The organism is Acinetobacter sp. YH12086, assembly GCF_013419345.1.
In the GTDB taxonomy this organism is placed as follows: domain Bacteria; phylum Pseudomonadota; class Gammaproteobacteria; order Pseudomonadales; family Moraxellaceae; genus Acinetobacter; species Acinetobacter amyesii.
Genome location: NZ_VPAF01000002.1, coordinates 48,478 through 60,895 on the forward strand (window position 1 = coordinate 48,478; position 12,418 = coordinate 60,895).

Below are 12,418 nucleotides of genomic sequence, written 5' to 3' on the forward strand. Positions count from 1 at the left end.
CACCGAGTGGGTTTCTATAATAGCAACAGATAATGAAATTTGAGGGCGGAGCATGAACCGCCCTTTTTTATGGTGAATGTATGACACAACAATCCACTGTCGTTGCACAGATGCGACAACTGATTCAACTCTTGGCGAAGCATAACCATGCCTACTATGTCATGGATACGCCAGAAATTGAGGACAGTGAATATGATCAACTTTTTCACCAATTAAAAGCTTTAGAAGAGCAATACCCTGATTTAGTACAACCTGATACACCAACTACAAAAGTGGGTGGAAAGGCCTTGTCTAAGTTTGAATCTGTAACCCATGCAGTACCCATGTTGTCATTAGGTAATGTGTTTAATGCAGAAGATTTATTTGCCTTTGCACGTCGTGCGGAAGAGCGCTTACCGAATCAAAAAATTGAATATGATGTCGAATTAAAATTTGATGGACTGGCCATTTCTCTCTGGTATGAAAATGGCATTTTAGTCCGTGGTGTGACACGGGGTGATGGTGAAACTGGGGAAGACATTACCCAAAATGTAAAAACCATTCGTAATTTACCTAAAGTACTGACTTCTACACAGACTGAAATTCCAAGTCTGCTTGAAGTCCGTGGTGAAGTCCTGATGCCAAAGTCAGGCTTTGAAAAGCTTAATGCTGAAAATGAAGCCAAAGGTGAAAAAACCTTTGCCAATCCACGAAATGCAGCAGCAGGAAGCTTACGTCAACTCGATCCTGCAATTGCGGCTTCGCGTCCTTTGGCTTTTTATGCCTATGGCATTGCACAGTGTGAACCACATCATGGGCAAACCACCATGTCTGCAAGTCTTGAGTGGCTGACACAGTTTGGTTTTGCTGTCGGTGAACGTCACTTTATATGTGACAGCATTCAGGACGTACAAGCTGCATATGAGCAAATGATCATTGATCGTCCAAGCCTGAGCGTTGAAATTGATGGCATGGTGATTAAGGTAAACAGCCTGAAGCAACAGCAAACACTGGGCTTTTTAAGTCGTGAACCGCGCTGGGCAACGGCATATAAATTCCCTGCAGTTGCAGCGCTCACGACGGTTGAAAATATTGATTGGCAAGTGGGGCGTACAGGGACTTTAACTCCAGTCGCACGTTTAAATCCTGTTGCAGTCGGTGGCGTAACGGTTTCCAATGTCACTCTACATAATATTGGTGAAATTCACCGTTTAGATGTCCGTGTAGGCGATACCGTGAGTGTTTACCGTAGTGGTGATGTGATTCCCAAAGTGGAAAAAGTTTGGCCTGAATTTCGACCTGTAGAAACAGTTGAAGTTCAATTGCCCGAATGTTGTCCTGTCTGTTCTTCACCTGTGGTGATGCCCGAAGGTGAAGCCTTGGCACGTTGTTCAGGTGGTTTGTACTGTGCTGCACAGCGTATTGAGGCGATTCGTCACTTTGTATCGCGTAAAGCTATGGACATTGAGGGCTTAGGCGACCGTTGGGCGGAATCTCTTTTACATCTGGATCTGCTCAAAGATGTTGCTGATATTTATAGCTTGCCTGAGCATCGTGAAAAATTACTGACCATTGAAAAAATGGGTGAAAAGTCGGTTCAAAACCTCATCGATTCTATTGAAAACAGTAAGAAAACGACACTAGGTGCATTTATTTATGCACTCGGCATTCGAGGCGTGGGTGAAACCACGGCACGCATGCTCGCCAATACCTTCCAAACCTTTGATGCGATTCGTCATGCAGATCTCGAATCCTTGAAAAAAACACCAGACGTTGGTGATATTACCGCTGAATGGATTGTCGATTTTTTCCAAGCGCCGCATAACCTCGAAGTGGTTGATCGTTTGTTGGCAGCTGGGATTCATTGGGATGCACCCGTTGCACCAAGTCGTCAGCCGCTGAATGGCGAGAGTTGGGTGATTACTGGGACATTGAGTACCATGGGTCGTGATGAAGCGACGCAAATGCTTCAAGCCTTAGGCGCACGTGTCAGTGGTAGTGTTTCGGGTAAAACCAAATGTGTAGTTGCAGGTGAAAAGGCAGGTTCTAAATTAGAAAAGGCTGAAAAGCTGGGTGTACCTGTGATGAGCGAAGACGAGTTTATTGCCTTTGTACAACAGCATAATGCTTCTTAAGTATTGAAAATCAAACCTGAAAACGTAGTTACTTTTGAACAAACGCCTGATGCATTGCATTGGGCGTTTTTATTTGAGCGCTTAAAAATGATCGAATGAGTAGATAAATTGGCGGTTATAGGTGAGACAGCGTACTTTAAATAGACACTAAGCATTTTGTTAAAGCGTGAATGTATTGAGATACAATTTTAGCCATAAAAAAGCAGCCCTGAAGCTGCTTATTTTTATTCAGTGATCACATTATTCTTGATCAACTTTCATTGGTTTTACATCCATTTCTTGATATGAAACCAACTTAGTTTTGTGTTTCCACTTATAACCGAACCAAATGGCAAGGAATAAGAAAATACCAATATAGGTAGAAACAACGGCCAACCATTCACCATCTAAAACGGCTTGATAGTTCTGACCAAGGACCACGATGGCACACAAAATAAAGGCAAACCACGGTGCAAATGGGAAGAATTTTGCACGGTAAGCAAGATCTTCTAATTTATTGCCTTGAGCCAAGTAGCCTTTACGGAAGCGATAATGTGAAACTGCAATACCGAGCCACACAATAAAGCCACACATACCTGACATGTTCAGTAACCAGTTAAAGACCGCTTGTTCACCGATAAAGGTGGTTAAGAAGCACAGTGCCGCAATCGCTGTTGTTGCATAAAGTGCATTCATTGGTACACCACGTGCATCTAAGCGACCAAAGACTTTCGGCGCACTGCCTTTACGTGCCATATCAAAGAGCATACGAGTAGAGGAGTACATACCAGAGTTACCCGCTGATAAAATCGCAGTCAAGATCACCGCATTCATTACTGATGCAGCAAAGGCAAAACCTGCTTTTTCATACAGTAAGGTAAATGGTGATAGTGCAATATTTTCAGTAGATGCTGCTTGTAATAAACGTGGGTCATCATAGGCAATGAGAGTGCCGATAATGAAAATACACACGATATAAAACAACAAGATACGCCAGAAAATTTGCTTGATGGCAATAGGAATGGTCTTTTCAGGATCTTTCGATTCACCTGCAGCCACACCAACCATTTCAGTCCCTTGGAAAGAGAAACCGGCAATCATGGCCACACCAATCAAGGCAGATAAACCGCCAACAAATGGGGCTTCACCCTTGGTCCAGTTGGCAAATGTTTCTACGCCCGGTGTCAGCATGATTTTGCCAATCATAAACAGGCCGATAATGATAAAGGCAACAATTGCGAGCACTTTAACAAGCGAGAAGAAGAATTCGGATTCACCGAAGCCTTTTACGGTCAGCGCATTAATGGCAAAGACGATTGCGAGGAAAATCGCACTCCAGTAAAAGCCCGGAATATCTGGAAACCAGAATTTCATAATGAATTGGACTGCAACCAATTCAAATGCCACGGTAATCGCCCAGTTATACCAATAGTTCCAACCCAAAGCGAAGCCGAAACCACCCTCGACATATTTGGTGCCGTAGGTAAAGAATGCACCCGAAGTTGGGTTATGTGTTGCAAGCTCACCTAAGCTGGTCATCAAGAAGTAAATCATGATACCAATTAAGCAGTATGCAAGCAGGGCGCCACCCGGGCCTGCATTGGCAATGGTTGCACCTGAGGCAAGGAATAAACCTGTACCAATTGAACCACCAATTGCAATCATGTTGAGATGGCGAGCACCCAACTTACGCTGAAGCTGAGCTGGTTTTTGAGTTTCGCTCATCATTGTTCCTTAAGATTTTTTTGCGTGCTCGCAAACAAGACTTTAAATCCTTGTTGGTCGGCTTTGATTGTACATTGACCATAATGTTGCTCAATTAAAGTCGGATAATTGAGGAATCGGTTGGCAACAATCCAAAGCTCACCCCCAGACTTCAAATGTCTGCGCGAAGTTTTGCATAGATTTTCACTGGCATTGTAGTCGGTTTGAATCCCTTGATGGAAGGGTGGATTGCTGACTATGGCATGTAAAAATAAGGGAGCATCCTCGATTCCTGTGACCGCTTTAATCTCAAGTTGTTCAGGTTCAAGCAAATTTTGTTCAAATGTCATTTGTGTAGACGCTAGTGCAAAGGCATCTACATCCATGGCAAAGATACGATTTTTAGGATTCAGTTTGGCTAAATAAGCACTGATAACACCCGCACCACAGCCAAAATCTGCAATTTTGCCCGAAGTGACTTGTGATAAATAAGGCAATAAGGTAGCCGTACCCACATCTAAACGGTTCTGGCTAAATACACCCGGCAGTGCGCAAATCGTAAGCTCACCATTTGGGGTCTCTACTGGATATTTTTGCACCCAATCTTGCAGTGTCTTCAGTGTGACAGTTTTTTCCAATAGGGTTTGCCACATTTGACAGTGACGCGCACTATCAATTTTTAGGGTTTTACCAAAGGGCTGTAATTGTTTTGCAGCGCGTTCAACACCGCCTTTTTTCTCACCCACGAGGAAAATAGAAGCACCTTGAGCAAGATGACTTGCGACATTGTGTAATAAATAATTTAGCAGTTCTTTTGATTTTGGAACAAAAATAACTGCTTGATCAAACTGACCTTCAGGAAAATCGACACCAAAATGGACGTTTGACTGTTGATTTTGAAAGTACTGAAAATCATTAAAATTCCAGCACCAAATTGATGGCTTAATATTGTCATTCAATTGACTGAGTAAGTCATCTGTCGGTGCATTTACGAAAAGCACGCGATCTTGTAATAAATCGATCTGTCGTATAACGACTTCACTTGTGAGATCCATAGATTTCTCCATCATAAAAAACACTGCCTAGGGCGGAACCTAGGCAGTGTTCTTTGACAAATGAACTTACTTCTTCACTTCAGGAAGAACAATATTCAAAATAAGGGCAGCGATACCACCAGTGGCAACGCCTGAACTGAAGATATTACGGAACAATTCAGGAAGATGTTCAAGGATTTGTGGTACTTGTGCAACACCTAGACCCAATGCCAATGAAATCGCAATAATTAATAGTGCGCGGCGGTCTAAATGAATGCCTGACAAGATATTAATACCCGAGGCAGCCACAGCACCGAACATCACCATCACAGCACCACCAAGCACGGCTTGTGGAACCGCCTGAATGACACCTGCAACAGCAGGAAGTAAGCCTAAAATAACCAATAAGGCAGCAATCCAAATGCCTACATAGCGGCTTGCAACACCTGTTAACTGAATAACACCGTTGTTTTGCGCAAATACAGAACTTGGGAACGTGTTAAAGATACCGGCAAGGAATGAGTTTGCACCATTCACCAATACACCACCTTTAATACGCTTCATCCATTCAGGGCCATCTACAGCTTGATTTGAAAGCTTAGAAGTCGCGGTAATATCGCCAATCGCTTCCAAAGATGTCACAAGGTAGATAAATGCCATTGGAATAAACAAGCTCCAAGAGAAGCTTAAGCCAAAGTGCATCGGTGTTGGAATTTGAACCAGTGGCGCATCTTTTAAACCATCAAAGTTTAAATGACCCATAAAGCCTGCAAGGATGTAACCCACGACTAAGGCAATTAGGATGGCAGAACTTTTTACCCATGTAATACGCACACGGTTCAATAAAATGATCAGTGCCAAAACGGTACATGACATGATGAGGTTGTCTGCATTGGCAAATGTTTTATCGCCCATGGCTTGATAACCACCACCCATGCTGATCAGGCCTTCTTTAATTAAAGTCAGACCAATCAATAGCACCACAATACCTGTTACCAATGGGGTAATCAGTTTTTTCACCCAAGGTAAGATTCGTGACACACCCATTTCAATGAATGAACCCGCGATCACCACACCAAAGATAGATGCCATAACTGCTTCTACAGGTGTACCTGCCGCAACCATTGCAGAACCAATACCGATAATAGGACCAATAAAGTTAAAGCTGGTTCCTTGTACAATCAGGAGACCTGCACCAAATGGACCGACTTTTTTACATTGTAAAAAGGTTGCGATACCAGAGATCACCAATGACATCGACAGAATCATATTGGTGTCTTCTTTTGACACACCAAGTGCCAAACAGATCAGCAGACCCGGCGTCACAATTGGGACAATAATGGCCAATAAATGTTGGAACGCAGCGAGAAAAGCAATAAAAGGTTTTGGTCGATCATTCAATCCATAGACTAAATCGAGTTGATCTTTTGCTTCGGGAGATTGGTTTAAATCAGACATGCGGCACTGAAAATTAAGGCTAGGTGGCGCTATTCTAATCTGTTTACACAGCTTTACAAAACCAAAAGCGTACCAGTCGTCAAAAAAAATGCGATTGTCAATAAACTGTCACTACTAAAATCTATATTTTTTCTGTATAATTTGCCCTCAAACTTTAGGCGTATCGAATTCACATGTCAGATATTAAAACTCTCCGTAACATTGCCATCATCGCGCACGTCGACCATGGTAAAACTACTCTTGTAGACAAACTTTTACAGCAATCAGGTGCTCTTGGCGATCGCGCAGGCGAGATCGAACGTGTAATGGATTCTGGCGCTATTGAAAGTGAACGTGGTATTACCATTCTTGCAAAAAACACTGCAATCAAATGGTTAGACAAGCGTACTAACACTGAATACCGTATCAATATCGTGGATACCCCGGGACACGCCGACTTCGGTGGTGAAGTAGAACGTGTAATGTCAATGGTTGACTGCGTACTTCTTCTTGTTGACTCTCAAGAAGGCCCAATGCCACAAACTCGTTTCGTAACGCAAAAAGCGTTCGCACGTGGTTTGAAACCAATCGTAATTATTAACAAAGTCGACAAGCCAAACGCTCGTCCAGACTGGGTAATTGACCAAGTATTCGATTTGTTCGACAACCTTGGTGGTTCTGACGAACAGTTAGACTTCCCAGTTGTATATGCTTCAGGCCTTCGTGGTGTGGCTGGTCCATCTCCAGAAGAACTTGCTGAAGACATGACTCCATTGTTCGAAACAATTGTAGACATCGTTGAACCACCAGCGGTTGACGTTGACGGTCCATTCCAAATGCAAGTGTCTTCACTTGACTATAACAGCTTCGTAGGTGTTATCGGTGTTGGTCGTATTCAACGTGGTTCAGTGAAATTAAACACTCCTGTAACTGTAATCGACAAAGACGGTAAAACACGTAACGGTCGTATCTTAAAAATCATGGGTTACCATGGTTTAGAGCGTATCGATGTTGAATCAGCTTCTGCTGGTGACATCGTTTGTGTAACGGGTATTGATGAACTTCATATCTCTGACACAATCTGTGATCCAAAAGCAGTTGAAGCTTTACCTGCACTTTCTGTAGACGAACCTACAGTATCGATGACTTTCCAAGTAAACAACTCACCGTTTGCTGGTAAAGAAGGTAAATTCGTAACTTCACGTAATATCCGTGAACGTCTAGATCGCGAATTGATTCACAACGTAGCATTACGTGTTGAAGATACTGACAGTCCTGACCGTTTCAAAGTATCTGGTCGTGGTGAGCTTCACCTTTCAGTTCTTATTGAAAACATGCGTCGTGAAGGCTTCGAAATGGGCGTATCACGTCCACAAGTAATCATTAAAGAAATTGATGGTGAAAAACAAGAGCCATACGAAAACGTAACGTTTGACGTTGAAGAGCAGCACCAAGGCGCTGTAATGGAACAAATGGGTCACCGTAAAGGTGAAATGACCAATATGGAAGTTGACGGTAAAGGTCGTATCCGTATTGAAGCAACTGTTCCTTCACGTGGTTTGATTGGTTTCCGTTCTGAATTCTTAACAATGACTTCAGGTACAGGTATCATGACTTCAAGCTTCTCGCACTACGGTCCAATGAAACAAGGTACTGTTGCGAAACGTCAAAACGGTGTGTTGATTTCTATGGTTCAAGGTACTTGCTTGGGCTATGCATTGTTCAGCTTACAAGACCGTGGCCGTCTATTTGCTAAACCTCAGTTAGAAGTTTATGAAGGTATGATCGTTGGTATTAACTCACGTTCAGACGACATGACTGTTAACCCAACTAAAGCGAAACAGTTAACTAACGTACGTGCTTCTGGTACTGATGATGCGTTGACTCTCGTTCCGCACATTGAATTTACGCTTGAACAAGCGCTTGAATTTATTGAAGACGACGAATTAGTTGAAGTAACGCCTAAGTCAATCCGTATCCGTAAACGCTGGTTGACTGAAAACGAACGTAAACGTAACCGTAACGTTTAATTTTACAGTTTCAAAAAAACCGCTGACTTAGGTTAGCGGTTTTTTTATGCATGGGTGTTTTGAATAAAAATGCAAAAATTGAATGACTTTATTCATTTAATTCGACATGCATAATTTTGATAAATCCTTTTTAATAGAATGTATTACCAAAATCAAAAATGTTTTGTGTGAATTTTTATACATGGTATTTAGAATCTAATATAAACCAAGTAAATTAGGTGGAAATAGTTATATAGATATAATGTATACTTCGTCACAAAATTAAAGCTGAAAAAAATTTCTGGAGATCACATGAGTATTATTCAAGAATTTAGAGAATTTGCCGTAAAAGGCAACGTGATGGACTTGGCTGTAGGTGTCATCATTGGTGGTGCTTTCGGTAAAATCATCGATTCCATGGTAAAAGACATTATCATGCCTTTTATTTCTTGGATCCTTGGTGGTGACGTTGATTATTCAAATTGGTTCTTAGTATTGGGCGATAACCCAAACAATTTAACCACGCTAAAAGCAGCACAGGATGCAGGCCTTAATGTTTTGGCTTACGGTAACTTCCTAACCATCTTAATCAACTTCTTGCTTTTGGCATGGGTCGTATTCTGGTTAGTGAAATTGATGAACAAATTGCGCCGTCAAAAAGTTGAAGAGCCAGCTCCAGAGGCGACTCCAGAAGATATCGAATTACTTCGTGAAATTCGTGATGAATTAAAACGTAAAGGTTAATCCTTTAGCAGTGAAAACGGCGCTTAAAGCGCCGTTTTTTATTGTGAATTTTGTTGAGGCGTCATTTTCATAAACTTAGGTTCTGATGTCGAAAAAACAATGCCATTTCGAATGCCTGTAAATACTTCATTTGCTTCTTCAGGTGATTCGGGTGCGCAGGCTTGTTGACCTAATATAAATAAGACTAAAGGGTGATTTTTGGATAATTTGCTAATTTGCTGTATCGCATCATACCATTTTGATTCATCGTTACGATTCCCATCTAAATCTAGTGCCAACTGGACTTCACCATGAGGGTTCATATCTTGATCATCATATAATGCTTGGATAAGTGCATGCTTTCGTTCACCTCGAATGATTGTAAAATCTGTTGTATCGACAGTGCCAAGACGAAAATAGTTGTAATAGCCCAATGGAATGTCCTTTATTTATTATTAAGTAGAATTGATTTAGTGCAATGTTATCTGGTTGCTATGATTTATATTATATGATTGAAAACCGCCAGCCAATGTTCTGAACGATTGAAAAAAATACTGGGATTATGTGCTTTAAGATGAAAAGCACATATTCGCGATATACTCGTTATAGCATGTTCAATGTGGGTGCTATGTTACATCCGAAACTTAATTTCTAACAAATGCCAGCCAAACTGGCTTTTGATTGGGCCATGTAGTTCACGTTCGGGCAAAGTAAAAATCGCCTTATCAATTGGACCAACCAGTTGGCCTTTTTTAATGTCGCCAAGCTCACCGCCTTTTTTACCCGAAGGGCATGTCGAATGCTGCTTTGCAATTTTGGCAAAGTCCGCACCGCCTTTGATTTTCTTTTTCAGTTGCTCACATAGTTCTTTATCTTTGACTAATATGTGGCGAACAATCGCAGACTTCATGCGTTATTTCCTTTCACGGTTTTCTTAGTCAGCATTTTAACCTTTTTTAAAGGCTGACACTCTGGGCAAAACACCGATGCACGTTGCCCTAGTTTGATATTTTGCAAGATGGTTTCACAGTTGATGCACATTTCACCGGCACGTCCGTAGGCGAGCAGAGTTTGTTGGAAATAACCATTTTCGCCCATCGCATTGGTGTAATCACGTAGAGTAGAACCGCCTAAATCAATTGCCTGTTTTAAAATACGTTTGATTTCGATGACCATTTTTTCAACTTGTTCAAAACTCAAACTCGATGCTGGCTGCGCAGGGTGTATGCCGAGGTTAAACAGGCTTTCCGTTGCATAAATATTGCCGACACCGACTACGATGTGATTGTCCATGATCGATACTTTGATACTGGTCTGCTTATTTTTAAATTTTTGGAATAAGTATTCAGCATTAAAGTCATCACTCAGCGGTTCAGGGCCAAGCGTGTCAATCAGTTTGCTTTGAGACGATGCATCTAACCATAAAATACAGCCAAAACGTCGTGGATCGTGATAGCGTAATTGCATATCTTCAAAATGAATCACCAGATGATCATGCTTTCGTAATGCTTCATCACCTTCACAAATCCGAAAACTTCCAGACATGCCCAAATGCCACAACATGCTGTCCTGTTCAAATTCAGCCAAAATATATTTTGATCGACGGCTGAGTTGAAGCAGCTTTTGACCGACGAGTTTTTGAATGTCGTCAGGAATAGGCCAACGCAGGCTCGACTGAAAAACCTCAACTTTGAGAACCTTTTCATTCAATAATGGCAATAAACTGGTTTTAGTGGTTTCTACTTCTGGTAATTCAGGCATAAAGGTCGAAGCAATGGATCATTCAAGTTATGCATACTATTGGGTCTAGCCCTACAGAATGCAAGTTTCATCGCGGCCTAAGGGAGTGTATGAATAGGTTATTGATTATTAATTGTGAGAATAATAAACCAACAAGTCACAATAATGAGTTTGAATAAGCGATCAGAAGTTAAACAATTGAATTAATAGATATATAAGATATTGAAAAATAATCACTAAAAATATTGCATAACAATAGATTTATTTAAAGTCACTTATTGATAAATTAAAGTTTGGTGAATGATAAAAATAATGCTGAGATAGAACGTGAAAAATTATGTAATTTTTGCGACATTAGATTTCAAGCCATGTGGCTTGTCTAGAGACTCTCTCCAGATTTAGGTTTTACCATGAAAAAATACAGTCTAGCTCTTCTACCTGCATTTGTTGCAGCAGCCATGACACATGTTCACGCCACAGAAGCATTCGACACTAAAGGTCAGTACATGCTCGGGGATTGGGATGGTAAACGTAACGAACTTGCACAACAAGGTGTGAAGTTTGAGGCCAATATTGCTGCTGATGCTGCCTATCTTGCCGATGGCGGTCGTAATCCGGGACATTCAGCAACGGTAGCCAGCCAATTGTGGTTAGGTACACAGCTTGATATGGAAAAACTCGCAGGTTGGGATGGCGTGACTGTGCGTGCTGTAATGACTGCTCGTCAAGGTCAAAGTACCTCAGTTCGTGATTTGCAAGGGGATGTTCCTCAATTGGCAAATGCACAAGCCAATTTTGGCCGTGGTAACCAAGACAGCCGCTTAACCGAACTTTCGATTGAAAAGAATTTCAAAGAACAAGGCATTAGTGTAAAAGCAGGTCGTTTAGGTCTAGGTATGGACTTTAACGTGATGGCATGTGACTTTGCCAGCACCGCATTTTGTGCAGCGCAAATGGGTAAATGGCAAGGTTCTATGTGGATGAATACTCCAGTTTCACAATGGGGTGGACGTGTGAAATACCAAGCAACGCCAGAACTTGCGGCACAAGTCGGTGTTTATGAATTTAACCCTGACAATGGTAATGCCAAAGCAGAAGGTCAAGGTTGGAGTCTAGATACAGATCATGCTGATGGCGTAACTATTCCAGTAGAATTGGTTTGGACACCAAAATCATTTGTAAATGGCTTACCGGGGAGCTACCGCTTTGGTGCGATGTACAACACCGCAGATAATGTCAAAAATCAAAAAGACATTATTTCGGGTGAAGCAGAAGATCGTACCTTTGGTGGTTGGGTTGCGATTGAGCAACAGTTAACGTCTACAGGTGAAGGCAAACGTGGCTTGCATAGCTTTGCCAATTTTACTTGGCATGATCGTGTCACCACAAAAGTTGATAACTCACAGCAGTTGGGTTTGAAATACATTGGATTGGCCGATCGTTTGCCTAACGATATGGTTGGCTTGGGCGTGAACCGTGTGCATGTCAATGATCGACTTTCTGCTGAGAAATTTGATGCAAGTGCAGAATATAATGTCGAGTTGAACTATAGCCATAACCCGACAAAATGGTTGATGATTCGTCCAAGTTTACAATATGTGATTAACCCAGGCTCAACAAATCGGGTTGATGATGCTTTCCTAATTGGTTTAAGCTCTAAGGTAATATTCTAATGTCA

General features: G+C 41.7%; 10 protein-coding genes. 4 read left to right on the plus strand and 6 right to left on the minus strand.

Annotated elements, in window-relative coordinates:
* Positions 1–80: 80 nt before the first annotated feature.
* Positions 81–2,114 (plus strand): NAD-dependent DNA ligase LigA, encoded by a 2,034-nt coding sequence (gene ligA / locus FTU29_RS03470; RefSeq protein WP_180120454.1) that lies wholly within the window; start codon positions 81–83, stop codon positions 2,112–2,114.
* A 240-nt stretch (positions 2,115–2,354) separates the two neighbouring features.
* On the opposite strand, the gene FTU29_RS03475 is transcribed toward ligA, so the two are convergent.
* The 3 genes from FTU29_RS03475 to FTU29_RS03485 form a co-directional block, all read right to left on the minus strand.
* Positions 2,355–3,818 (minus strand): amino acid permease, encoded by a 1,464-nt coding sequence (locus tag FTU29_RS03475; RefSeq protein WP_180021403.1) that lies wholly within the window; start codon positions 3,816–3,818, stop codon positions 2,355–2,357.
* Positions 3,818–4,852 (minus strand): methyltransferase, encoded by a 1,035-nt coding sequence (locus tag FTU29_RS03480; protein ID WP_180120456.1) that lies wholly within the window; start codon positions 4,850–4,852, stop codon positions 3,818–3,820. Before FTU29_RS03480 ends, FTU29_RS03475 begins: the two co-directional genes overlap by 1 nt.
* A gap of 66 nt (positions 4,853–4,918) precedes the next feature.
* Positions 4,919–6,289, minus strand: coding sequence for a uracil-xanthine permease family protein (locus FTU29_RS03485; RefSeq protein WP_078191151.1), 1,371 nt, complete (start codon positions 6,287–6,289; stop codon positions 4,919–4,921).
* Positions 6,290–6,462: 173 nt separating this feature from the next.
* Here FTU29_RS03485 and typA point away from each other — a divergent pair, with 173 nt between their 5' ends.
* On the plus strand, positions 6,463–8,298 hold the full coding sequence (gene typA, locus FTU29_RS03490) for a translational GTPase TypA (protein ID WP_078192340.1): 1,836 nt from the start codon (positions 6,463–6,465) through the stop codon (positions 8,296–8,298).
* A 291-nt stretch (positions 8,299–8,589) separates the two neighbouring features.
* The gene (mscL, locus tag FTU29_RS03495; RefSeq protein ID WP_078192339.1) at positions 8,590–9,021 is read left to right on the plus strand and encodes a large conductance mechanosensitive channel protein MscL; all 432 of its coding nucleotides are present in this window, start codon (positions 8,590–8,592) and stop codon (positions 9,019–9,021) included.
* A gap of 38 nt (positions 9,022–9,059) precedes the next feature.
* On the opposite strand, the gene FTU29_RS03500 is transcribed toward mscL, so the two are convergent.
* From FTU29_RS03500 to mutM, 3 genes are all read right to left on the minus strand, one after another.
* Positions 9,060–9,434 (minus strand): hypothetical protein, encoded by a 375-nt coding sequence (locus FTU29_RS03500; RefSeq protein WP_005007840.1) that lies wholly within the window; start codon positions 9,432–9,434, stop codon positions 9,060–9,062.
* Positions 9,435–9,631: 197 nt separating this feature from the next.
* A complete protein-coding gene (locus FTU29_RS03505) occupies positions 9,632–9,910 on the minus strand; it encodes a peptidylprolyl isomerase (protein ID WP_180120458.1) in 279 nt (92 codons plus the stop codon).
* The gene (mutM, locus tag FTU29_RS03510) at positions 9,907–10,761 is read right to left on the minus strand and encodes a bifunctional DNA-formamidopyrimidine glycosylase/DNA-(apurinic or apyrimidinic site) lyase (protein WP_180078257.1); all 855 of its coding nucleotides are present in this window, start codon (positions 10,759–10,761) and stop codon (positions 9,907–9,909) included. The genes FTU29_RS03505 and mutM overlap by 4 nt, the downstream gene beginning before the upstream one ends.
* A 389-nt stretch (positions 10,762–11,150) precedes the next feature.
* Between mutM and FTU29_RS03515 the strand changes: the two genes are divergently transcribed.
* Positions 11,151–12,413: a carbohydrate porin gene (locus FTU29_RS03515; RefSeq protein ID WP_180120460.1), complete on the plus strand. Its 1,263-nt coding sequence runs from the start codon at positions 11,151–11,153 to the stop codon at positions 12,411–12,413.
* Positions 12,414–12,418: the final 5 nt, after the last annotated feature.

Excerpts from the sequence above, each read along its gene's own strand:
- FTU29_RS03515 (WP_180120460.1), top strand. The coding sequence starts at position 11,151 with ATGAAAAAATACAGTCTAGCTCTTCTACCTGCATTTGTTGCAGCAGCC.
- FTU29_RS03505 (WP_180120458.1), bottom strand. The coding sequence starts at position 9,910 with ATGAAGTCTGCGATTGTTCGCCACATATTAGTCAAAGATAAAGAACTA.
- mscL (WP_078192339.1), top strand. The coding sequence starts at position 8,590 with ATGAGTATTATTCAAGAATTTAGAGAATTTGCCGTAAAAGGCAACGTG.
- typA (WP_078192340.1), top strand. The coding sequence starts at position 6,463 with ATGTCAGATATTAAAACTCTCCGTAACATTGCCATCATCGCGCACGTC.
- ligA (WP_180120454.1), top strand. The coding sequence starts at position 81 with ATGACACAACAATCCACTGTCGTTGCACAGATGCGACAACTGATTCAA.
- FTU29_RS03480 (WP_180120456.1), bottom strand. The coding sequence starts at position 4,852 with ATGGATCTCACAAGTGAAGTCGTTATACGACAGATCGATTTATTACAA.
- FTU29_RS03485 (WP_078191151.1), bottom strand. The coding sequence starts at position 6,289 with ATGTCTGATTTAAACCAATCTCCCGAAGCAAAAGATCAACTCGATTTA.
- FTU29_RS03475 (WP_180021403.1), bottom strand. The coding sequence starts at position 3,818 with ATGAGCGAAACTCAAAAACCAGCTCAGCTTCAGCGTAAGTTGGGTGCT.
- mutM (WP_180078257.1), bottom strand. The coding sequence starts at position 10,761 with ATGCCTGAATTACCAGAAGTAGAAACCACTAAAACCAGTTTATTGCCA.